This is a genomic window from Colwellia psychrerythraea, from assembly GCF_000764185.1.
In the GTDB taxonomy this organism is placed as follows: Bacteria; Pseudomonadota; Gammaproteobacteria; order Enterobacterales; family Alteromonadaceae; genus Colwellia; species Colwellia psychrerythraea_B.
Map to the genome: position 1 here is coordinate 63,470 of NZ_JQEC01000029.1, position 25,734 is coordinate 89,203.

Here is a 25,734-nt window from a genome sequence, read left to right on the forward strand (position 1 = left end):
GTTACACGTTAGACACTAAGGTCATGCTTTTCTAATCGTCTGTACATCGAAGATTTCGTCAATCCTAATAAAATAGCGGCTTGTGGGATATTATCATTTGTCTTTAGTAAGGCTTGCTTAATTAGATTCAGTTCAGCTTTTTCTAGCGTCATAAAAGGAAATTTATCATCCTCAACAATTTCTTGATTTGCAGGGTTTAATTGATTCTTAACACTAGGTTGCTTAATGCTAGTACGAAGCGGTAAATCATCCACAGTGATTTTTCGATGCTTACATAACAACACAGCGCGCTCAATTAAGTGACTTAATTCGCGAATATTGCCCGGCCAGTGATAAGCCAATAAGGCACTTTGTGCTTCATCAACAAGCAGACAGTTCTCTAAATTATATTTAGTGACAAATTTATCAATAAAAAATTGTGCTAACGGCACAATATCATCAATTCGCTGTGCTAAAGAAGGCAAATTAAATTCTAAAGTATTTAACCGGTAATAAAGGTCTTCCCTAAATTTATCATCATGAATAAGTGAGGAAATCTTGCCATTGGTGGCAGAAATCAGGCGGATATTACTTTGAATAGTTTTACTTGAGCCGAGTACCTCAAATTCACCCGTTTCTAACACTCTTAATAATTTTGCTTGTTGAGATAGAGGTATGTTTGCTATTTCATCAAGAAATAAACTGCCATTATCTGCTAACTCGAAACGACCAATACGTGATTCTTTTGCATCAGTGAAAGCCCCTTTGGTATGACCAAACATTTCACTTTCAAATAAGTTTTCAGCAATAGCCCCCATATTAACACTGATCAGGCTGTCACTTTTGCGCATTGAGTGTTGATGAATATAAAACGCTAAGTCACTTTTACCGGTACCATTATCACCGGTAAGCAAAATATTAACATCTGTATTTGCTACCGTTTTAATCTGTTGGAGTAAATTAATCATACATGGCGATCGCCATTGATAACTTATTGCTTTATTGGGTTTATTTATTAGCTGTTGTTTTAGTTTAGCATTTTGCTGCTGTAAACTTGTCAGTGAAAGTTGCTGTTCAACAATGTGTAGTAGTTGTCTATTTTTCCATGGCTTCTCAATGAAATCGCTAACACCAAGTTTCATTGCTTTAACCACTAAATCAACATTAGACCAGGCAGTCATAGCAATAATAGGTAAATTCATATTACTTGTCTGAAACCAAGTAAGAAAATTGAGTCCTTCTTCACCTGAAGTTGTATCTAAAGTGAAGTTCATATCTAACAATGCTAAATCAATAATATGATTTTTTAGCATCATCTGCGCGACTTGTGGGTTTTCTGCTTCAAAGACTGTATAACCATGATCTTCAAGTAACAAGACTAAACTAAGACGAATATCAATTCGGTCATCAATCACTAGAATACTATTTTTTTTACTGCTCATTGGTTTGACTCATCGCTATTGATGCTCATGGAAAGTTATTTCATAATCAGTAAAAAATAACTTTCCATTCTAGATTGTATGGTTCAAAAGAAAGAAAAAAGCACCGTATTAATAATTATCAACGAGTACTTTTAACCTATGAGTTGAACCATACAACAACGCAAAGGATAGTTATAAACCGTTTACTATTTCTTTAACTAACGGCGGTCCTTGATAAATAAAACCAGTATACACTTGTACTAGACTTGCACCTGCTGCTAATTTTTCATTAGCATCGTCACTTGATGCAATACCACCGACACCAATAATAGGTAATTTATTATCAAGTGCTTCGCTTAATAGCTTGATCACCTGAGTGCTTTTTTCTTTAACCGGTTGACCGCTTAAACCACCCTGTTCGCTGCCGAATTCAAGTCCTTCAACACCTTCACGAGATAAAGTTGTATTGGTGGCAATAACGCCATCAATACCATTATCAATTAGAGACTTAGCGATAGATTTAACTTCATCCTCATTTAAATCTGGCGCAATTTTAACGGCAAGCGGTATATACTTTCCGTATTTATTCGTTAATATTTTTTGCTCTGCTTTTAAAGCTGATAATAATTCATCTAACGCTTCGCCATATTGCAATGAGCGTAAACCTGGGGTATTGGGTGATGAGATATTCACGGTAATATAAGTCGCTAAATCATAAACTTTACGCATGCAGTACAGGTAATCATCTTTAGCGCTTTCTTCTGGTGTGTCTTTATTTTTACCTATATTGATGCCTAAAACACCTTTAAAGTTAGCCGCTTGTACTTGCGAGACTAAGTAATCAACACCCTTATTGTTAAAACCCATTCGATTGATAATCGCATTCGCTTCAGGCAATCTAAAGATACGTGGCTTATCATTACCCGGTTGTGGGCGTGGCGTTACTGTGCCGACTTCAACAAAACCAAAGCCCATAGCAGCAAAAGCATTAATACACTCACCATTTTTATCAAGGCCAGCAGCTAAGCCAATGGGATTTGGAAAAGTAATGCCCATAACGGTTAAAGGCTTGTCCTGTACTTGTTGCTTATAAAAAGCATTAAGTGGTGTTTTTCCTGTGCTTTTTAAGCCCTTGATAGTCAACTCATGGATGGTTTCAGCGTCAAACTGAAAAAGTATTTTACGAATGGCTGGATAAAACATAGTGCCTCGACTTGATTGAAAGTAATAAAATAAAAAATCCCCGCTAGGCGAGGATTTTATCAGTTAAGGCTAGTATTACAATATGCTAGCTCTGTTTGATCAAAATAAACTTATTTGACCCGATAGAATGACATCTATTTAGCTGAAACAGGTTGACAGTTTAAACTTAATAACATCAATTCACGTAATGCGACTGAGAATTTGGCGAAGTCATGAGACTGGCCAACTTTAAAGTCAGCTAAGATATGCTTCCAGCGCTCAAGTGGTTGTTCGTTAGTATCAATCCACTCTGTCAGTAACTGTTCTAAATCAGCAAATTGAGCATCACATTGACAACGTAATACCACTGATGTTAATGAACGTTGTTGCCAATCTAACTCTTCTCTAAATGATGCACGAGCAAGTGCTTGCCAATGGTTTGCTACTGGTTGGCGAGTAATTTGGTCTAAGAACCAATGTAGTTCTAAACGAGCGCCCAGCTTAAAGTATAAACTTGCTGCTTGTTCAACCGTACAGTTATTTTCCTGAGCAACTTCAGCAATATCCATGGTCGAGAACAAAGTGCTCAACTGCGCAAGACGAGTCGCAATCACTTTAGGGACACCTGATTCAACTAGGTCAGTAGCAACACGCTCTAAGGCTTCAATTTCATCACTGATCATAAAGCTAAACAGCTTTTCAGACATAATTGCAAATGTAGGCTGATATAAAGCAATAGATTCAGCGATTGACAGAGACTTATTACGATGACGTAAGAACCAACGAGTTACACGACGTACAGTTCTACGGTATTGGAACAACATTTCAGTTTGAATAGCGGTAGATATCTGATTATCTAACACTTCAATTTGTTGCCAAAATTCACCTAGCTCAAAGACAGCACTAGCAATAGTATAACAGTTAGCTATTTCAGCAATACTGGCACCCGTTTCTTCTTGCATACGATTAACAAAGTTAAAGCCCATATCATTACCAATTTTGTTAGCAAGTTTGGTTGCTATAATTTCGGCACGCAGTGGATGCAATTGCATTTCGCTTTGATATCTCTCGCGTAACTGTCTAGGGAAAGCTTCAATCAATAAACTGTTATGGTATGGATTGTCAGTTATTTCAACATGCACTAAATCATCTTTAAGTACCATCTTGCAATAAGCTAGCAAGACTGAAAGCTCAGGACGGGTCAAACCTTTACCTTGTGCTAGCCTGTCAGCAATTTCTTCATCATCAGGGATAAATTCTAAACCACGGTCTAATTTTCCTGCTCGCTCAAGCTCATGAATAAAACGTACTTGCTCTTTAAGCTGGTTAACACCGCGCATGGCAGTTATAGATAATGAATGGGTTTGACGATAACAATCTTCAATAACAATATCGCCAACTTCGTCTGTCATATCATGAAGTAGTTTATTACGTTGCTTGACGGTTAAATCACCATTTTGCACCAAAGTATTAAGTAATATTTTAATATTTACTTCATTATCTGAACAATCAACACCGCCAGCATTATCAACAGCATCAGTATTAATACGGCCGCCATTGGCAGCATATTCAATACGGCCTAATTGAGTTAAACCTAAGTTACCACCTTCGCCAACGACTTTAGCTTGTAAATCCGCACCGTTAATACGTAAGGTATCGTTAGCTCTGTCACCTACTTCTAGGTGTGTTTCTTTTGAGCCTTTAACATAAGTACCGATACCGCCATTCCAAAGTAAATCGACTTTCATGGTTAACAAAGCTTGCATCAAATCAGTAGGTGCCATGCTCTGCTTTTGTGTACCAATCATTTTTTTGATTTCTGCTGTCAATTTGATTGATTTAACATGACGACTGAAAATACCGCCACCTTTTGAGATAAGCTCTTTATTGTAATCTTCCCATGTACAACCAGGTAGGTTAAACAAACGCTCGCGTTCAACGTAAGAGCTTGCCGCTTCTGGACTTGGGTCAATGAAGATATGCATATGGTTAAATGCAGCTTGTAAACGTATATGTTTCGATAACAACATACCGTTACCAAATACGTCACCGGCCATATCACCAATGGCAATACAGGTGAAGTCGGTACTTTGACAATCGATATCCATTTCTCTGAAGTGACGTTTTACTGACTCCCAAGCTCCTTTTGCAGTAATACCCATCGCTTTATGGTCATAACCAACACTACCACCTGAGGCGAATGCATCACCTAACCAGAAGTTATATTCATCAGATATTGCATTGGCAACATCTGAGAATGTCGCGGTACCTTTATCAGCCGCAACAACTAAATAGGCATCATCTTCATCTAAACGTACTACATCTTTTGGTGGTACAATTTCACCACCAACAATGTTATCTGTGATATCTAATAAAGCGCGGATAAAGGTACGGTAACACTCTTTACCTGCTTCAAATATTTCCTGACGTGAACCATTAGGTAGCTGTTTACAAACAAAGCCACCTTTTGCACCTACAGGTACAATAACTGTATTTTTAACTTGTTGTGCTTTTACTAAGCCGAGTACTTCGGTGCGGAAATCTTCGCTTCGGTCTGACCAGCGCAAGCCACCACGGGCAACTTTACCACCACGTAAATGTACACCTTCAATTTGTGGAGAATAAACAAAAATTTCAAATTTTGGTACTGGCTGAGGCATTTCACTTATTAACTCAGGAAGTATTTTAAATGAAATATATGATTTATCACCTTTAACAGGATCTGCTTGGAAATAGTTAGTACGGATAGTCGCATTAATCATTTCGACAAAACGTCTAATAATGCGGTCATCATCTAAATTGGCAACATTATCCAATGAACTTTCGATTTCAGCTAAAAGTTTATTGGTTGCTTTCTCTTTCGCGCTAGGCGTTGATTTACTCTTAGGGTCAAAGCGTAAGGTAAATAATTTAATCAGTAATTCAGCAATTTCAGGGTAACGTGAAAATGTATTTTCGATATAACTTTGACTAAAACGGCCACCGATTTGGCGCTCATACTTAGCAAAAGCACGTAAAATAGAAACTGCACGTCCTTCAATACCTGCTCCTAAAATAAGGCGGTTAAAGCCATCATCTTCTAGATCGCCATGCCATACTTTAGCAAAAGCATCTTGGAAAAGTGTTCTAACTTTGTAAACATCAAACTTGCCTTCTCCGGTAAGGTACATAGAAAAGTCTAGTATCCAACTTGTTTCACCGTCTGAGGTTTTAATTGCATAGGGGCTTTCACCAATAACACGTAGACCAAAATTCTCAAGCATTGGCAACACATCACTTAAGTGAATAGGCTCGCCCGTATGGAATAATTTTAATCTTACAAAACGGCTGTTTGGCTTTTCTTCAAGTGGTTGATAAAAAAGCATTTCAAGATCATTTTCAGCACTGAGATTCTCTAACTTTTCGATATCTACAATGGCCGAACCAGGTAAAACTTCATCTTTATATGCTTGCGGGAATTTAACATATTTACGGCTGAGTGCTTTCGCTGCTGCTTCACCACGGTTAGCACCTAAAGCGCTCTCTAATTTATCGTCCCAGTTACGAGCCGCTTCATTTAAATTCTTTTCAATTTCTTTCACGTCTATATCTGCTTTAGTTGAGTTGACTCGCACAATGTAATGGGTCCTAGCATGAACCGATTCTGAGAAGAAAGTTGTGAATTCAACTTCTTCACTACTTTCAAATACTTCTTGAAGTAGTTTTTGCGTTTCCATACGTAGTTTAGTGTTATAACGCTCTCTTGGTACATACACCATACAAGAATAGAAACGATCAAAAGCATCACGACGAACAAATAAACCGGTGTAATCACGTTCCTGCATCTGCAAGATACCCGTAACATTATGTAATAGCTCATCTATCGAAGATTGTAAGATTTCATCTCTTGGATAAGTTTCTAAAATATTAATGAGTGTTTTGTAATTATGAGTGCCCTTTGCAAAAGGAGAGGCTTTACATACAGCCATAACCTTAGAATTGATTAGTGGTAAGTCTAACGCGCTATTAGTGTAATAAGCAGAGCCGAACAGTCCAATAAAGCGCTCTTCACCAACAACAGTACCTTTGTCATCAAAACGCTTAACACCAATGTAATCAAGTTGAGCTGGACGATGAACCCGTGAACTTGAGTTAGTTTTAGTTAAAATAAGATGATTTTGACCTAAAGCTACTTCACGGCCTGTTTCGCTAAGACTTGAAACTAAGCGTGACTTGTTGCCTGGGGAGTTTTTCATCAGACCAAGACTTGAATCAACATTCGCTTCTAAGGAAATATCACCCTTAACTGCTTTTACGTCATATGAGCGATAACCCATTAAGGTAAAGTTATTAGCGGCTAACCAATTTAAAAAGCTTAACGTGTCTTCTTTATGTGCCTTGGTGCCAGGGTATTTAGCTTTCTTAACATCGCTAATCACCGTTTTTAAACAAGATAACATCGGCTGCCAATCACTTACGGTTAAGCGAATATCTTCTACCACTGAAAGTAACGTACCTTTAATTGTATTTAACTCTGCTTCACTAGATTGACGATCAATTTCAATTAAAAATATGGTTTCTTCTGAACTCGCTTTGACTTGCTCATCGACAATAGATGCTAACTCGGTCACTTCTAAATTTTTATCGCGAATTATTTTTAGTGGAGCATTTAGCATCAAATGTGGTGATAAGCCTAAGCGATTTAAAGCGATACGAATAGAATCCACTAAAAATGGCATATCCTGAATAATCACTTCAATAATAGTATGGTTAGACTTCCAACCATTCTTGCTTACCGATGGATTAAAGACATGGATAACAGGTGCATCATCTTTATGCTCATTAAGTGAACTCCACAAGCTTAACGCAGCACCATACATATCACTATCATTGCGGTGTGCGAGGTCTAATGATGACATATTGCCATAAAGTAGCTGGGCAAACTGCTCTACTAATGGAGCTGTTTTACCATCAACTTTTTGTTGAATAAGTTTTGCAACATTACTTAGAATAACCGAGGGTGAACCGTTTACTAACGCCATGTATGATTCCTTTTCCTTTTAAAAAGAAAGCTTGAATAATTGATTTTTGGTTTTGATAAAGTTTATCACTTTTGATTTAATCGATCAGAAGAGCGCACTTTATATTTTATTTTTTTATATTTTGTCTATCAGAATAGACTATTAGGAGGATTTTATGAATAAACTTAGGCTATTGCGAGTGTTTTTTTGTATTTTGGTTAGTTAATTTTCAACAGGTAGATCACTATTGCAGTACTTTATTTTACAGTAAACTATGTTTATGCAGTTATGCTAAATAGATAGTGATTAATCAGCTTATTTATTGTTTATTTATGCAATTTTTTTTGGTGATAATTCTTTAATTTATCCCTAAAAAAACTAAAAAAAAACTAACATTTATACAGCTTGGTATAAAAATTAGTTTTTAAAGTTGATCTTAGCAAAGGTGTAAAATTAAAAGACAATTATTTTACAACTTTGCTACTTAATGCTACTGCAGTATATTTCCATAGGAAAATACTGCACTTATTTTTTACTATCTTTTTTGTCTGACCATAAAAAAGCTGAAAGTGCAGGCAAGATTATGATCGCAGCTAACATATTAACCAGGAACATAAAGGTTAATAATATGCCCATATCGACTTGGAATTTCAAATCAGAGAAAAACCATGTTGAAACACCTATCGCTAACGTTAAGCCAGTGATGAGTACAGCACTACCTCTCTCTTTTAGAGCCGCAAGATAAGCATCATGTACGTTCATGCCCTCTTTTAACTTAGTGCTCATGGTCGAAAGTATGTAAATACCATAATCAACTCCAATACCTACCCCTAAAGCAATAACAGGCAAAGTAGATACGGTTAACCCGATATCAAGCGCTGTCATCAGCCACTGTGCTAACGTAGAAACGACATAAAGCGGTATTACCACAACCATGGTTGCTCTTATGCTTCGAAAGCTGATAAGACACAATGCGATAACAGCACCATAAACATAAAGCATCATTGGTAGTTGCGCTTCTGCTACTGCTTCATTGGTTGCCGCCATAACGCCAACAGGGCCAGAAGCAAGTTTAAATTGTATTTCGTCATTGCCTAACTCTTTCGCAGCAGCTTTTACTGCATTTATCACGGTATCAATAGTATGCGCTTTATGATCTTGTAAAAATAGAATCACTGGCATAACACTACAATTGTTATTTAAAAGACCACTAGAAGAAGGAACTCGAGCGATTGATTGCACCAAAGTTTGTTGGTTGCGAGGAATAACTCGCCATTTAGGATTACCCTCGTTATAACCAGCATTAACCAATTTAGATATTGACGCTAAACTTACCGCAGATTGAACACCTGCTACATTTTCCATTTGCCACTGAAACCTGTCAATTGTTTCCATAACATCATAATAGGTACATGCATCAGCTTTTGTTTCAATAATGACTGACATATAATCAACACTTATTGCATACCTGTCAGTGATTAAAAAAGTGTCTTGGTTATAGCGAGAGGATTCATGAAGAGCTGGTGCACCGGCATGTAACTCCCCTATTTTCAAACCTTGGCCTTGATAAAAGCCTATAACAAATAAAGCTGCAGTAAAAACCAAAATAACTCTAGCAGGGCCCTTAGTAGCGAAGCTTGCCATGAATGTCCAGACCACACTTTCTTGACTTAATTGCCCCACTTTCGCATTCACTTTAATTTTTGTATAAGAAAGTAATATTGGCAGTAAGATAAGGTTGGTTAGAATGATCATTGCCACACCAATTGATGCTGTTATTGCTAACTCTTTTATAATCCCGATATCAATAGATAATAAGGTTAAAAAGCCAACCGTATCTGAGACTAGCGCGACACCACCTGGTATCAATAAAGCACGGAAACTGGCTTGTGCTGCAGCTGCAGGTGTGAGACCTACAGCAACCTTTTTAACCACCGAGTTTATCATTTGTACGCCATGGCTAACACCTATAGCAAACACTAAAAACGGGATCAATATAGACATAGGGTCAAGGCCAAAACCAAGGCTAGACAGCATGCCCATTTGCCACACAACGGCAACTAATGAGCATAGAATTGGTAGTACGGTTAAGCGGATTGAATGGCTGAAGATGTAAACCATTACAGCGGTAATAGCGATAGCAAGAGCAAAAAATAGCACTACGCCTTTTGCGCCTTCGGCAACATCCCCCACCATCTTAGCAAAGCCAATAATATGAACACTGATATTCGCCTGTTCAAACTCTTGACGGACTTCATTTTCAAGCTTTTCTGCAATATCTAGCGTATCTAACTTTTTGCCAGTTTGTGGGTTTATATCTAATAAAGCGGCCTTTACCATAGCGCAACTGTAATCATCGGCAACAATACTGCCGACAATACCCGCTTTTTCAATATTACTTTTAACTACCGCAAGCCCTTGTGATGTTGGCTGAAAATCAGCAGGAATAACTGGCCCGCCAGCAAAACCATCTTCAACCACCTCAACAAAACGGGTACTTGGTGAAAATAACGATTTGACTTGAATTCTATCTACACCAGGGATGAAGAATAATTTATCGTGTACCCCCTTTAAGGCGTTAAAAAATTCTGGGTTAAAAATATCTCCACTACTATCACATACGGAAATAAGGATATTATTTGCACCACCAAAGTTAGCCCTATGTTTCAAATAGGTCTTCATGTAACTATGATTTAGTGGAATATTTTTAGTGAAAGAAGCATCAAGTCTAATTTGTGTCGCTTGAAATAGAAAAAATGCACTAGTGAATACAAAAAGCATTAACACCAAGAGTTTATGACGAAATAGGCCTACTTCAACACGACTAGCCAGGGAAATTTTCATAGTTATATCATTCCGAACTTTGTTATCTTTTATTGATTCAATTGTTTTTATACGATTGGTCTTAGTTTTTAGCCTTTAGGTAAACTCAGTACCTTTATACCCACATCAGACACTGCTAATAACTTGCTTTTAAACCATATCCCTGCGATTAGAGCTTTACCGTCCTGTTGAGGTCTTTGCATAAAGCTTTCACCTTCATCTGTGCTGATAAGTAACATGCCGTTATTGCCTAAAACAAAGATACGTTCATCATTAGTAAAGACAATATCATTGAGTAAGGCTGTTGTGTTAGTAGCAACTTCCTGCCAGTTGAGACCATTATTCAAACTTAGAAAAATATGACCGCGGAGACCCGCAGCTAATAAATTACCCTTTTGTGTTTTACCCATAGAAAAAAAAGAGCCTTGATAAAAGCTATCAAATTGTTGCCAAGTGAGTCCAAAATCAATACTTTTAGCGAGCAAGCCCATCTCACCTAACAAGTACAAGGTGTTGCCATCTGGTACTAGGCTATTAAAATGCGGCAAGATGAAAGCGATTTCATCGAGATAAGCTTCCTCATCTTCAGTTTTGAGCTCATTAATGTACTCAAGGTCGTCCTGCGGTAAAAGCTCTTGATGAAACTCACTGTGCCAAGTTGCGCCGCCATCTTCACTGCGAAATACTTGACCATAAGAGCCAACAGCAACGCCCTGCTGAGCATCCTTAAAATAAATATCGAGTAGTGGTTTTTCTAATGCGGGTAAATATTGTTGTATTTTCCAGTTTAAGCCACCATCGCTACTGTGCAATATTGTAGCATCATGACCAACGGCCCAACCTAATTGATCATTTAAAAAATAAACGCTGGTTAAAGTAGAACGGACTGGTACATTGGCTTGTTGCCAATTATCACCATCTGATGAAAGTAAAATATGGCCGTGCTGCCCTACTGCTACGACTTTATTTGGTCCAACGGGAGATATATCCAATAACAATGATTTGCTTGCTAAAGCGGATTCAGTTGCTGGCACTATGTTTGCTCTTGAAGCAGTTTCATTGTCTGCATGAGCGGGGGGAAGGGAAATAAAAAATATAACTACAAAAACAACGAATAAACGCATAAAACCTCATTATCTTAAAGTTTTCTAAAAAATCAAAATAGTAATATAGAACAAATGTATAACTTAATTTAACTTAAAAAAACACAATTAACCAAACACCATTAACACTAAGTTTAGTACTAAAAAAAACGGCTAACATATGTCAGCCGTTCCTTATTACTGATTATCTACGACCTTCTCGTCTAAGCGCTGCGGGAGTGAAATCTCGCTCGTTTAGCTTCTTCGAAAAATCATACATTTTCGTTTCGTTATCTAAGCCGATGGCTAAGTAGCGACGTGATTGAATATCATGATACACATCAAGCGTTGACCAAAGTGTCGGTACTTCATAATAATTAATAGCATGGGCAACAGCAACACGATATAACTCATCACGATTATCGTAAATATCAGTTACCGAGATTTGCCAGCTATCTTCATCAATATAAAAAACACGTTTTTTATAAATATGACGGGTATTTTCTTTAAGGTTAGCTTCAACTACCCAAACACGATGTTTTTCATAACGTACAAGATCTGGGTTGATATGGCCTGGTTGTAAAATCTCATCATAAGAAACTTTATCGCTATGCAGACGGTAGTCATTATAAGGGATCAGTAATTCTTGCTTGCCTTTTAATGTCCAGTTATAACGGTTTGGTGCACCATTATACATATCAAAATCATCTGTTGTTCTTAACCCATCTGCCGCTGTTCCTGGTGCATCATAAGCAACATTAGGTGCACGACGAACACGACGTTGACCTGTGTTGTAGGTCCATGCTTGACGAGGTGTTTTAACTTGATCCATCGTTTCATGTACTAATAGCGCAGTACCCGCTAAACGTGCAGGTTCAGTAACTTTTTGTTTAAACTTAAACAAAATATTTGTTTTTTCTAGTTCATCTGCAGAGGCACCTTTAACATTATAAGGTAATAATAATGTTTCAGTTAAACCTACATAAGTATAATTACCTGATGCAGTAGGTGCTGCTTGCCCGCCTGAACGACTAACACTTTCACCACGATAACGTAGCGTGTGATTCCAAATGGCCTCTAAGCCAGTTGCCGGCACAGGGAAAGGAATACCAACCGCGGCCTGCTTAATACCATTGCCACCTTCAACTAGCTCTGAACGTGTGGCATTACCTTTAACTGCCTGATAAACATGCTCAGGATAAGAGGCACTACGGCGTGTTTGGTAAATATTCATTTTGTACGTATCAGGATAAGTTTCAAACAACTTAACTTGTCCTGGGGTTAACAACGCTTTGTAATCGGCGACGTTTTTAGCTGTAATGGTAAATTTAATTTTATCATTAGGGTAAGGGTCAACATGGTGTTCGCCAACAGTATACCCTGCAGGTAGTTTAGTAATACCCCCTGTCCACTCAGGAATTGAGCCATCTTTATTGGCTGCACGAGTAGCACCCATTGGTGTTAGTTCTGATGATAATTTTGCTGCTTCATCGGCAGGTATTTTAGCCAAAGCACCTGTCGATAAGACCATAGAGATGGTCAATGATAATAAAGTGACTTTATTCATGTTATTTCTCATGATTTCTGCCTTAATTAGATTGAATAACTTACGCTGAAAGATACATAATCTCGATCTTCCATTTTATTAGTTGTGCCAACACCGCCGAAGAAACTGTTATAGTTTAAATCAGCTGACCAGCGACTTTGATAATCAAAATTGATGCCTAAAGACACAGCTTTCCTGTCTTCAATAAACAGAAATAATGGATCTGGCGTAATACCGCTGACATCGTGTGAAAAGACAATACGTGGCGACATATTAATACCAGCAACAACGTTGGTATAATCCAACTTAGCAACAGCGCGATAACCCCACGCAAATTCTGTTGGGAATGGGTTAGTTTCAGTACCACCTTGCAAGACCTGCATAAGGCCACTAGTACTACCACTTCGCGCGGTACCTGGACCATTTAAACGTAACTCACTTTGCTCTGGCATATCATTAATATTGATACCACCTACTTCAACAAGGCCGACTAATTGGCTAGCACCAAAGGTTGGACCAAATAAATGTGTAAGTGTCATTTGCGCTTGTACGGTATCAGATAAAATATAGCCTTGTGCTGTTTGGCCTGGCTGGTACGACGTACCGTCAGCTTGCACCATTTGTGAAACACCGTCTAATGCAGCGTATGCTGGGCTACCTGTATTAGCAAGCTGCTGTGGTACTGCAGCAAAAAGCAACTCAACATCATCAATTTGTAGTGGTTCATCTTGACGATAGCTTACTTCGCCGGCAAAAGCAGTCGTACCTAAAGTGGTATTAAAACTTAACGCATACATTTTAATATCTTCAGGATAATCAAGCTCTACACGTGAGAAACTTTGCAATTCATTATAATTATCTTCAGTGATTTCATTACCAGCTAAATATGCTACATCTCCCCCGATAGTTTCTGCACCAAAATTCGCAGTGACTCCTGAAAAAATTGGACGGCGGCTATGATAATTTACATGGTACAAGCTAAATTCAGTATCATTTAACTCTGGGACAAACCAAGATAAACGCAAACCATATTGACCACCATCTTTAGGATCATTTTCTGCTTTAGCGCCTGGTGCTCTTAACGTAACATTACCAGCATAAGCAGAGTACATTGAACCAGCTTGTGCTTGAGCAGCAGCAAGCGCTACCGGATCTCCAGTTGCTGCAGCTGCTCGAACCATATTACCAATATCATTTAAGCCTGAGATTAAATAATCTAAATTCATATCCGGATTACCACCAAAACCTAACTGAACGTTATTGTATTGGCCACCGTCACCAGCAAAGTCATTGGTAGAAAAGTAGCTACCTGGTGGTGGTAAAATTGTTTTTTCCCAGCTGTATTGATAAAACATTTCTACGTTAAAATTATCAGTAACACCAAGAGATGCCCATAAAGCGCCAAAGGGAATAAAGGCTTCTTTTACTTCTGCACCTGGTGCACGCAAACGCGCAACATCTACCGGATTAATCTCACTAATACCGTGAGAAATTAACGTACTTTCGCCCCAGCTAATGACTTGATCACCTAAACGTACTGAAAAAGGCATATTACCCAATTCAAAATCACCGTAAATATACGCATCAAGTAAACGTACATCTTGACAGACTTGCTCTTTCGCTTCGCCGTCTCGACAAGGATCGAAAACATTACCTGTGATAGGATTTGACCAGTCTCTATCTTCATCCATCATAGCGTAATCATAAAAATACATACCACGAACAAAAACACCGACGTTTTGATATTTGATATCTAATTCATGCACGCCTTTAAATATTTTAGAAAAACTTTCACCGGCATTGTAGTTTAAGTTGCCGTTATCACCGTTGGTAGAATAACCACCTTTACCTTGAGCCCAAACATCTTCTTTCGGTATTGCTGGAGAGAAAATATTATAGTTACTAAAATCTAGGCCATTATTAGCGTTATTTGACTTACCTACATTGTCATTCCAGTTTCTATCTTCTGTACGCCAGCTTGAGCCAATGCTAAAAGTAGAGTCAAAACTGATCTCTACATCACCTAGCTCCCATCTTGCTGCTTGAGCAGTATTAACCATTGAAGTTAATACTGACAGTGAAAGTGCAGCAGCAATACCTACGGCTAAAGGTTTTTTGGCAAAGCCATGTTGAGGCTTGTTTTTCATCTATTCTCTCCCCTGTGCAAAACATGATACTAAAAGATAAAAAATCTGTGAAAGTTCATCTTCATAAATGTAATCAAAAGTTAGTTTTTGTCTTATTATTTATCTAACGGCAATAATAATTACATCATTTGACTTATGTAGCAAGAATAAAGGTAGGAGTTAAAGCGCTATATTTTAATGACTTTTCCCCTAAAATGCCCGCGTTTAAATACACCGTTTAAAACTAGCGTTTAAAAACAAAACAATACAAATCAATCATTGTTTTATAAGTTCATGAAATAACGTTACTTTGTCTCAAGCAATGTAATAGGTACATTGATAAAATGGTCAGACCACTGTTTCAAGTGTTTACTCTATTTCATCAAAAATAAGATAAATTATTTTATTTTAGCTAGGGATAAAAATTTATTTTGCTTTGTTTGTAAACAAAAGTAGCCTTGAATGCCACTTGCTGCAAGGTACTTTCGTAAATGCATAGCAGGAAATTGAACTTTTATACCTTGGGTAGTGGTTACCACAACATTTTGAACTTTGCCTTGGTAATAAGGGAGAAATTCATTGGTAGTAATATTGAGTGAGAAGTAATATTTCATAGACTGGTATAGTAGTAGTGTGGGATAGATTCTAGTAACGTGCTTGTTTCAAACAAACCACGTTACTAAAAAGTAATATCCTATTATGAAGTCAGCTTAATCACTTAATGCAGCATCAAGCTTTTCTTTTAAGTCATTCGATAAATTAGCTAGAGCTTGTAAATTAACTAACTCTGCTTTCATTAATTTTTGATGTGCTGGAGCAAAACTTTTATATTGTATTAATGGTGTAATCAATCTTGAGGCAACTTGTGGGTTAATTTCATTTAACTTAGCAATTTGTTTTGATAAGAATTGATAACCTCGCCCTGTTTGACAATGGAAATATTTGGGGTTATTCATCGCAAATGCCCCAATTAATGACCTTGCTCGATTCGGATTATTTAAACTAAATTGTTGGTGAGCTAATAAAGTATCCAGTCTAGAGAAAATGTCATCACTTACCACACCAGCATTCAAGGCAAACCATTTATCCATCACTAAAGTTGTTTGATGCCATTTTTTCTCAAAATGCTGCAACTGCTGGTTCAAGTCCGCTAAATTGTGTTTGGCAGAGCAAGTTAATGCAGCTAAACTATCGGTCATATTTTCTTGCTCAATATCTTCGTTGTCAGTCGCATGTTGATATTGCTCTGTTACTAAAGCTTGATATTTAGGTAAAATACTTAGATAAGCTAAACAAACATTTTTTAAAGCCCTATTGGCAACCCCACTATGTGGCGTATCATTCGTTGATCTTTCTTGCTGACACGCTTCATAGCTCGCAAGTAACTCTTGTTGACAACCTTGTGCAATGAATGATGATAACTTGCTCAGAGCATTGCTCAGCGCAATTGGCTCAACATCTACCATCAAACTTGCCGCTTCATCAAAACTAGGCAAGGATAATTGTTCGGCAATAAAAGCGCGATCACCAGCACTCGTTAACATCTCATTTATTGCCATAAGCAGCTCTTTTGGCAATGGATGCTCGGTGTCAAAAGCTAATTGTTGTACATAGGACATCAATAATTTTTGTCCTGCATCCCAACGACAAAAACTATTGTTAGCTTTCTTCATAATAGTTAATAAATCAACATCATTTTGCTCAAAGACAAGTTTTACCGGGGCACTAAAATCACACAGCATTGCTAAGGTAGGTTTGCCGATAAAACCACTGAACTGCCAACTTTGCTCTGCTTGGTTCAATTCGAGTAATTCACTTTGGTTTGCCTTGTCATTATTACCACTGATTAATTCAATTTTAATCGGAATATGTAACGCTTGCGGATCTTGTTGTTTTTTAGTCACTGGTGAGTGTTGTGACAGTGTTAAAGTATAGATATTTGTTTGCTGCTCAAATGATTCCTGCACTTTGATCACAGGAGTACCTGACTGGCTGTACCATAGTTTAAATTGCGATAGGTCTTTACCACTAGCATCACTCATTGCGTTAATAAAGTCATCACAGGTTACTGCCATGCCATCAAAACGGGCAAAATATAAATCCATACCCTTTCTGAATTTCTCGACGCCAATTAACGTGTGCAACATACGAATAACTTCTGAGCCCTTCTCATAAACAGTTAAGGTGTAGAAGTTATTCATTTCAAGTACTTTTTCAGGGCGTATTGGGTGCGCCATTGGTCCAGCGTCTTCAGCAAATTGCTGAGAACGTAATAAACGTACGTTTTGAATGCGAGTAACGGCACTTGAGTGCATTTGCGCACTAAATTGTTGATCTCGAAAAACTGTTAAGCCTTCTTTCAAACTCAACTGAAACCAATCCCGACAAGTAACTCTGTTTCCTGTCCAATTATGAAAATATTCATGGGCGATCACAGCTTCAATATTAAAATAATCACTGTCTGTCGCACATTGGCTGTCTGCCAGTACATATTTGGAATTAAAGACGTTTAAACCCTTGTTTTCCATCGCCCCCATATTGAAAAAATCTACCGCTACAATCATGTATATATCTAAATCATATTCAAGACCGAATGTCTCTTCATCCCACTTCATTGATTTTTGCAATGACACCATGGCATGTTTAGCCTTGGCTAAATTACCTTTATCGACAAATATCTCAAGTGCTACTTCACGCCCTGAAGCTGTAGTGAAAGAGTTTTCAAGTAAGTCAAAATCGCCAGCAACTAAAGCAAACAAATAACACGGCTTAGGGTATGGGTCGTGCCAAGTAACAAAATGTTTATTGTCAGTGAGATCACCAGAGTCAACTTTGTTGCCATTAGATAATAAATACGGGTATAAGCTTTTATCTGCTATTACTTTAGTGGTGAACGTCGCCATTACATCGGGTCTATCAAGGTAATAGCTAATTCTGCGGAAACCTTCGGCCTCACATTGCGTGCAAAATGCATCACCTGACTTAAATAATCCTTCTAAGGCCGTATTTTCTTGTGGGTTTATCTCAGTAGTAATGCTGAGAGTAAAATTCTCATTGTCAGGTAAACTACTGGCTGGAATGGTTAATATTGTATCATTGAGCTGATATTGATCGTTACTCAATGCATGGTTATCAAGTGCTAATGACACTAAAGTTAGCTGTTCACCGTTAAGCTGTAAAGCCTGTTGGTTATCACCTTGCCGCTTTATAGTTAGTTCACTAATAACTTGGCTACAAGTGTCATCTAAATTAATCGTTAAGTCTACGGTATTAATAGTAAAATCAGCTGGGCGGTAGTCCGCTAAAAATCGTGGTGCTGTGTCTGTTAAAGTAGATGACATTGTAGAGCCTTATTTTGGAAATGGGATGAAAATTAAGCCGTTGCTTTATCTGTAGTTACTTTAGTTAGTTTTTTGATATTAAAACCAATAAAGCCATAAATAACCGCAAGAATCGGATTAATCCAGTTAAAGAAACAATAGAACATATAATCAAGTGGGTTAACTAATAATACGCCAGACATATAAACTGCACAGGTATTCCATGGAATAAGCGGTGAAGTAATTGTACCTGCATCTTCGAGTGTACGACTTAAAACTAATGGGTCTAAACCTCTACGTTGATATTCTTCTTTATACATGCGACCTGGCATTACAATGGCTATATATTGATCAGCCGTTAATAAATTTGTGCCAATACAAGTAGCAACAGTACTTGCTATAAGGCTACCTGTTGTTTTAGCTGACGCCAAAATTGCATCAACAAACTTTTTCAACATGCCTAAGTGCTCTAATACGGCGCCAAAACTAAGTGCACACATAATTAACCAAACAGTGTTTAGCATACTTGACATGCCACCACCACTGAGTAAGTCATCTAAACCACTGTTACCTGTTTTAATGCTCACGCCGTCAAAAAAAGCAGTCCAGACCACAATTATATTAGCGGTTAGTGCATCAGACTCACCGCTTCCTAAACGAATAATAAGCTCTTGTTGGAAAACAATCGCCCATAAGCCCCCCGTTAACGCGCCGATAGCAACCGCAGGAAAAGCTGGAACTTTTTTAATAGCTAAAACAAGCAAAACGAATAATGGCACTAAGTTAAATAAAGAAAGATTAAACTGTTCGCTAAGTTGCTTACTCAATAAATCAATGGCTTGAACATCACTAACTGAGGTTTCGGTAAAGCCTAAAAAGAGAAAAAGTATAAGCGCGGTTGCAATAGATGGCATAGTTGTCCAGAACATATAACGGATATGAGCGAATAACTCACTACCAGCAATAGCAGGTGCTAAGTTGGTAGTCTCAGATAAAGGCGATATTTTATCACCAAAATACGCACCCGAAATTACCGCACCAGCAGTGATAGCTGGAGATAAGCCTAGCCCTTGTGCTATTCCAATCAATGCCACACCAATAGTGGCTGCGGTTGTCCAAGAACTACCTATACTCATCGAAACAACAGCACACATCACACAAGCAGCAGCGTAAAACCAAGCAGGGTCTAATATCATTAGCCCATAATAAATCATCGTTGGAACAGTACCAGATAATAACCAGGTACCAATAAGTGAACCAACCGCGAAAAGGATCAATACAGCACCTAAGGACAAAGAAATACCATGAGTAATAGCTTTTTCAAGATCGTGCCATTTATGACCATTTTTAATACCTATGACTATGGCAACACCCATCGCTATAAGCAAAGCAATCTGATTCGGTCCGTATGATGAGTTATCGCCAAAATAACTTACCCCCATGGTAAGTAAAACAATTAGGGTGATAACGGGGATAAAAGCATCTAACATCGTTGGCTTTTTAGTTTGACTTAATGCGGACATGAAATGTAAACCTTTTCTTATTGTAGTTATATAACGCTAAACTAATTTTACTGTGGATTGTACGTAAAAAAGCAAAGCCGCCTCAGAGGGCGGCTTTGCTAGAATTTTATGGGCTATTTTTTAGCAATTTTACCTAAAGAGATAAAATCAAAAGTGATACGAGCTGCTTCATCTAAAAATGGGTCTAATTCATCAAGCTCATCATCTAAATCATCTAAATCGGCAATTTTCTTTTTACCTAAAAGGGCAAGTTGCTCATTTACTCGAACTAAGCGTTTACTTTTACGTAATGTACGTTCAGATTGACGAGTAGCAAGATTTAATGAAATAGTTTTATCATCTTTTTCTGCTTGATAAATAGCAATATCTTCAAGTAAGTAATTAAATTCTGGGTTATCTTTAATACGTTGCTGATAAAGAGAGCTTAAATACTCAATATCTTTATTTAACTCGTTCAACGGTGTGTATTTAGCTTGTTGAATATGATCCCAAGGTAATGCATTTTCCTCTTTGCTTTCACCCCAGTCTTCTGGGTCTATTGCTGTAGGAAAAGATATATCAGGCAAAACGCCACGGTGCTGAGTACTACCACCATTTATGCGATAGAATTTTGCAATGGTATATTGAATGCTACCTAACGGTTTTTCATATAAATCATAAACACGCCCTAAACCACGGTGTTGCTGAACAGTACCTTTACCAAAGGTATGTTCGCCAATAATGACGCCACGGCCATAATCTTGAATGGCTGCTGAGAATATTTCAGAGGCAGAGGCACTATAACGATCAACCATTACTGTTAAGGGACCGTCGAAGAAACTAATACCATCACGATCACTATTTACTTGAATGCGATTCGCGCCATCTCTAATTTGAACAACAGGACCTTTGTCGATAAATAAACCGGTTAATAACGTCGCTTCACTTAATGAGCCACCACCATTACCACGTAAATCAACAATAATACCTTGAACGTCTTGCTGTTTTAATTTGGCTATCTCTTTCTTAACATCCTTAGATAAATTGTTATAAAAACTTGGGATGGTAATAACGCCCAATTTCTTACTATCGGCTACTTCTGGGTTTTCTAAATATACTTCAGACTTTGCTGCTCTGTCTTCTAATTTAATAATATCGCGAACAATAGAAACAACTTTGATATTTGCTTCATCATCACTATCACCCGATAATATTTGTAACCTAACCGTAGTACCTTTAGAGCCTTTGATCAGTTCGACAACATCATCTAAACGCCAGCCAATAACATCTTCAAAGTCTTTTTCACCTTGGGCAACACCCACAATTTTATCTTTTGCTTTTAATTGCTTCGATTTATCCGCGGGTCCACCAGTAACAATACGGTGAATAACGGTATAATCTTCAATTGAGCGAAGTTCAGCACCAATGCCTTCCAGTGATAAATTCATATCGACTTGAAAACGTTCGGCATTACGTGGCGATAAATAAGAAGTATGCGGTTCAACCACACGAGCGAAACTATTCATTACCAGTTGAAAAGCATCTTCACTTTCACTCTGTTTTAATCGTTTAATCGCATAGTTGTAACGTTTAGTTAATACTTCTTTAATTTTTGGCCATTCTTTCTTAGTCAGTGTCAGATTTAATACATCTGATTTAACTTTTAAACGCCATAATTCATCAAGTTCAGCTTCGCTTGTCGGCCAAGGTGCCTCTTCACGATCAAAAGAATAAATTTCATCTTTGGTAAAGTCAAAAGGATTTTTATCACCTTTAATATCCAATAAACTAAGCGCAAACTCATAACGCTCTAAACGTCTTTGTAAATTTAAATTGAAGATATCATAAGCGACATCGAGTTTTCCACGAGTCAAAACAGTGTCGAACTCAAGGCGATATTGTTGGAAACTATCAATATCGGTAGATAAGAAAACATTACGAGCATAATCGAGTTGTTTAATGAAACGATCAAATACTTCACCTGACAAGGCGTCATTTATAGTAACTTTCTTATAATGTGCACGAGTAAATCGTGCCGTAATACGCTTGCTTGCTGTGGCATGCTGAGATTCAGGCATGAGTACAGGGAGTTCTTCAGGAGTATGTTGTTTTTCAAACGCGATTGCGCTTACTGACAAACCTAACGATAAAGATACGGCTAGTGCGATACGACAAAATTTTTGCATGCATTAATTTCCTATTCAATTTCTATTTGACTTAACTGTTATGTTAAATCTTGCCGACAATCTTCGAAAAGAGTCGGCTATTTATGCTTTTATGAGTAGATATTTTTTAGCTGAGTCTTTATAACCATACCTGAATCAAGTTGAACGCTGATATCTTTACCTGATATTTCAGTGATGGTGGCATTCATTGGTGAATTACCTAATTGTACTCTCACTTTACTACCTACTTTGATTGTAGCTGACTCAACAGGTTTAAGTGGCGCAGCTTCTTTTTTAACAACTGTTTTGTTTGAAGACTTAACAGATTTGTATTTAGCTGAGTCACGTTTTTTATCTGCTGGTTTATTATTACCTGCAGCTGTTGAGCTTTGTTTACCTTTATAAGGTTTTTTGCTATCGCTGTCTGTCGCTTTTTTGTTACCAAATTTTTCTTGGCTTTCTTTTAGCGTTTTACTGGCGTAAGCAGCTTGCTCTTCATCAATTTTTGCTACTTCTTTGCCATCAAAATCAACACGATCTGCGCCAACTTTAATAACCTTGAGGTAGCGCCAACTACTGGTGTAATGTCTTAACGCTTGACGTAAGCGAGTTTTACTAACAGTTTCATCTTCAGTAAGCTTCTCTGCTAGGTCTTGGAATATTCCAATTTTAAGCGGTTTAACTGGCCCCTTAATTGAAAAACATTCAGGAAATTTCTCAGCTAAATAAGCAATGATATCTTTTGTACTTGTACGTTTAATTTCAGTTTCCATAACTACACTTTTTTACAGATTAAATTAATTAAGCTAGCTTTACTTTTGAACAAGAATAACTCTTGGAAGAGTTACTCTAGCAAGAAAATAGCGGCAATGTTTATCTTTCTTTATTCTTCTGATTGTAGATGTTGCTCTGGATTATCAAGCACATGCTTACACCAATCATATATATCTTCAGTTTCAATATCAGCAATTGCTTCTTGACCTATCCAAGTATCCCAAATAAGCGCCAATAACTGTTCTAAAACTTCCGTTTCTATATCTTCTCCAGCCAAGTCGTACATAGTATGATAAATTTCATTCATACGCTCAGCAACTTCTTCTTCCTGGCCATCCCAATCCCCAACAATTTCTTGGGTAACTAGATAGTCATGAATGACCACAAATTCTTTCATTTTCTCTTCACTTTCCTGTTGTACACGTGTTTATCTTTTTATACTATTTTTAACATTAACTATGAGCAATTACATTCTGCTCAAATGCTTCAACAATAGCACTAATACCTTGCTCATCTTGTTCATTAAAGCGTTTAAAAGCAGTGCTATCAATATCTAAGACGCCAATAACTTTACCAGCCACCTTTACAGGTACAACTAATTCAGCATTAGTCGTTGCATCACAAGCAATATGGCCATCAAATTGATGAACGTCTGCTATTCGTTGAATTGTACCTGTAGTAACACATGTACCACAAACACCTCGCCCAACGGGTATTCTAATACAAGCAACTTTCCCTTGAAAAGGGCCAAGCACTAATTCATTGTCAATAAGTCGGTAAAAACCAACCCAATTAACGTCTGTTAAACGTTCAAAAAGTAACGCACTAACATTTGCCATATTAGCAATAATATCAGATTCATCACCAATTAGGGCTTTAGTTTGCCCTAATAATTCATGATATAACTCAGTTTGACTAGTCATTAAAACTTACCATTGAAGAAAGCTACAATAAAAAAGCGCTAACATACCTAAAAAAACGCAATACTTAAAGCTTTTATCGAACAATTACCTAACTATTGCCAGTTAGTACCTCAAATTCAGTCTTTAAGGCGAAATTTTGCGGATACACGCGCAGTAATTGTTTGACTACCAACCTGTGAAGTATGAACTTTAGGACTTGTATCACTCATCATAGCTTCAGCGTACATAGGACTATAATGGTTGCTCGACATTTCTTTGATAAAAACGATCTCTCCTAAGTTTCGACCTGCTTGTTTACTCATACGCTGCGCTTTTTGTTTAGCATGGCTAATAGCTTGCAATAAAGCTTGTTGATAATACTCACCTCTTGCTTCAACAGTCATCGACAATGAGGAAATATGACTGACATTGAGTTTAATAATTTGCTCTAAAAAACTATCATAATCATCTATTTTATTAAAACCTACCATTATTTGACGACTTAATTCAAACAATGGTTTCTTGTGGTCATTCACGTTAGACGATTGCTGATTAATACTTTGACCGTCAATAAAAACACTACCTTGCCTCGCTCTGTTAAGCTCAATGCCTTGTACTTGAATTGAAGGTCTCTCTTCTACAATACGTAAATTAACACGCGCAGAGGTTATATTTGTGCCTCTTATGCCTAGATTTTTAGCCGCACTAATAACTGAATTACTTTTTTTATCCACTAAAGCTTTTAACTTACTTGGCACTCGACCTCGCTCAGTAATCGTTAACGTTAATGAGAACTGATCAGGGGTAATAACGACACTGCCTTGACCCGTAACCTCAATTTCCCCACTATCAAAAGCAAATGCTTGCATTGGCAGTATCAGCAAACAAGTTAAGGTTAAACAATTAGTTTTCAGTTTTTTTAGTGAATGAGCCATAAATGAAATATTCATAATAATTACCCCAAGTTTACGTTAAACAACTGATAGTATGTTGTTTACCATCACTTTTTAATTTCCATATTTTCATTAATAATGAGTAAAAAACTTTCTTTGTCATCTTGACTAGCTTTGTCCCACCAATATTTGAGCATTGGGACAACATCAATTTTTTCAATAACTTGCTTATTGAAAGTTAGCTCATCTTTAGTACGAGTCTCGCCTTTAGTTTGAGCAACAACGGGTATTGATAAATCGTTTACCACTTTAGTGACTTGTTTTGTCAACTCATAGTCGCTTAACTTCTCTAAGGTCAATACAACACTTTGCTGATGTTCATCTAACAAGGTTAATTCCGGATCTTTAGAAAAACGCTCTGCCGCGGCTAAATCGTTAATATTTATTGTTGATAAAATTAATTTTTTCTGGTCAGCAAGATTAAATTTAACAACAAAGTAATCTGATGTTATTAACCTTTCTTCGGCAAAATCTAAATCTTCAAAGACATCTTTGTATTTAATAACTAAGGTATGTTCGCCTGTCGTTAATTGAATGGTTTGCTTTTGAGACAAAAAACCATGTTCCACTGCTTTATCATCAAGGTCTCGCACGACCAAATCATCCGTAATTATCAACTCGATGGCACTCACCTTAAAAGTCAAAAAACAACCTAATAAGGCGCTTACACAAAGATAAGCCAATAAGCTCCGATTTAAAAAAAATTGTCTATTGTTTTTATTAGGCAAACTTAATTCCGTCAGAGATAAATAATGTAATGGCTCTTTATAAACTGCCTAGCACATAAATTAAAGTAAAAAGATGTGATTAAGGTAAGAATTATCAAATGTTAGCGAATGTTTTTTACAATTATATATTCACATGTTTGTGAATATATAACAGCTTAGTTGTATTTAAAGTTAGAACTGAACAGGCCTATTTACTTGCTTTTCGCTGCTAACAATTGCTCTAAATATAAG

16 protein-coding genes are annotated in these 25,734 nt (G+C 37.3%); all 16 read right to left on the reverse strand.

Translation table 11 applies throughout. The annotated features are described in order from the left end of the window. Window positions 1-8 precede the first annotated feature (8 nt). The gene (locus GAB14E_RS11395) at window positions 9-1,421 is read right to left on the reverse strand and encodes a sigma-54-dependent transcriptional regulator (protein ID WP_033082405.1); all 1,413 of its coding nucleotides are present in this window, start codon (window positions 1,419-1,421) and stop codon (window positions 9-11) included. Window positions 1,422-1,592: 171 nt separating this feature from the next. Continuing rightward, window positions 1,593-2,603, reverse strand: a complete 1,011-nt coding sequence (gene pyrD, locus GAB14E_RS11390; protein WP_033082406.1) for a quinone-dependent dihydroorotate dehydrogenase — start codon at window positions 2,601-2,603, stop codon at window positions 1,593-1,595. Window positions 2,604-2,737: 134 nt separating this feature from the next. After that, window positions 2,738-7,603 carry an NAD-glutamate dehydrogenase gene (locus GAB14E_RS11385; protein WP_033082407.1) on the reverse strand — a complete coding sequence of 1,622 codons (4,866 nt, stop codon included), beginning with the start codon at window positions 7,601-7,603 and terminating at the stop codon, window positions 2,738-2,740. 504 nt (window positions 7,604-8,107) lie between these two features. Then, a complete protein-coding gene (locus tag GAB14E_RS11380) occupies window positions 8,108-10,426 on the reverse strand; it encodes an efflux RND transporter permease subunit (RefSeq protein ID WP_033082408.1) in 2,319 nt (772 codons plus the stop codon). A gap of 68 nt (window positions 10,427-10,494) precedes the next feature. Next, complete coding sequence (locus tag GAB14E_RS11375) at window positions 10,495-11,529, reverse strand: WD40/YVTN/BNR-like repeat-containing protein (protein ID WP_033082409.1); 1,035 nt, start codon at window positions 11,527-11,529, stop codon at window positions 10,495-10,497. 163 nt (window positions 11,530-11,692) lie between these two features. After that, window positions 11,693-13,054 (reverse strand): DUF1329 domain-containing protein, encoded by a 1,362-nt coding sequence (locus GAB14E_RS11370; protein WP_033082473.1) that lies wholly within the window; start codon window positions 13,052-13,054, stop codon window positions 11,693-11,695. A 26-nt stretch (window positions 13,055-13,080) separates the two neighbouring features. After that, the gene (locus GAB14E_RS11365) at window positions 13,081-15,180 is read right to left on the reverse strand and encodes a DUF1302 domain-containing protein (RefSeq protein ID WP_033082410.1); all 2,100 of its coding nucleotides are present in this window, start codon (window positions 15,178-15,180) and stop codon (window positions 13,081-13,083) included. A gap of 377 nt (window positions 15,181-15,557) precedes the next feature. After that, the gene (locus GAB14E_RS11360) at window positions 15,558-15,773 is read right to left on the reverse strand and encodes a DUF2835 domain-containing protein (protein WP_033082411.1); all 216 of its coding nucleotides are present in this window, start codon (window positions 15,771-15,773) and stop codon (window positions 15,558-15,560) included. 96 nt (window positions 15,774-15,869) lie between these two features. Then, window positions 15,870-18,500, reverse strand: coding sequence for an aminopeptidase N (gene pepN, locus GAB14E_RS11355; RefSeq protein WP_033082412.1), 2,631 nt, complete (start codon window positions 18,498-18,500; stop codon window positions 15,870-15,872). 32 nt (window positions 18,501-18,532) lie between these two features. Continuing rightward, on the reverse strand, window positions 18,533-20,002 hold the full coding sequence (gene nhaC / locus GAB14E_RS11350; RefSeq protein ID WP_033082413.1) for a Na+/H+ antiporter NhaC: 1,470 nt from the start codon (window positions 20,000-20,002) through the stop codon (window positions 18,533-18,535). Between the two features lie 113 nt (window positions 20,003-20,115). After that, the gene (prc, locus tag GAB14E_RS11345) at window positions 20,116-22,167 is read right to left on the reverse strand and encodes a carboxy terminal-processing peptidase (RefSeq protein ID WP_033082414.1); all 2,052 of its coding nucleotides are present in this window, start codon (window positions 22,165-22,167) and stop codon (window positions 20,116-20,118) included. Between the two features lie 89 nt (window positions 22,168-22,256). Further along, window positions 22,257-22,919 carry an RNA chaperone ProQ gene (gene proQ / locus GAB14E_RS11340; RefSeq protein ID WP_033082415.1) on the reverse strand — a complete coding sequence of 221 codons (663 nt, stop codon included), beginning with the start codon at window positions 22,917-22,919 and terminating at the stop codon, window positions 22,257-22,259. A gap of 110 nt (window positions 22,920-23,029) precedes the next feature. Next, window positions 23,030-23,305: a hypothetical protein gene (locus tag GAB14E_RS11335; protein WP_231562039.1), complete on the reverse strand. Its 276-nt coding sequence runs from the start codon at window positions 23,303-23,305 to the stop codon at window positions 23,030-23,032. A gap of 67 nt (window positions 23,306-23,372) precedes the next feature. Continuing rightward, on the reverse strand, window positions 23,373-23,843 hold the full coding sequence (locus tag GAB14E_RS11330; RefSeq protein WP_033082417.1) for a GAF domain-containing protein: 471 nt from the start codon (window positions 23,841-23,843) through the stop codon (window positions 23,373-23,375). Window positions 23,844-23,959: 116 nt separating this feature from the next. Continuing rightward, a complete protein-coding gene (locus GAB14E_RS11325; protein WP_033082418.1) occupies window positions 23,960-24,772 on the reverse strand; it encodes an SIMPL domain-containing protein in 813 nt (270 codons plus the stop codon). Window positions 24,773-24,822: 50 nt separating this feature from the next. After that, the gene (locus tag GAB14E_RS11320; protein WP_231562040.1) at window positions 24,823-25,419 is read right to left on the reverse strand and encodes a DUF2057 family protein; all 597 of its coding nucleotides are present in this window, start codon (window positions 25,417-25,419) and stop codon (window positions 24,823-24,825) included. Window positions 25,420-25,734 lie beyond the last annotated feature (315 nt).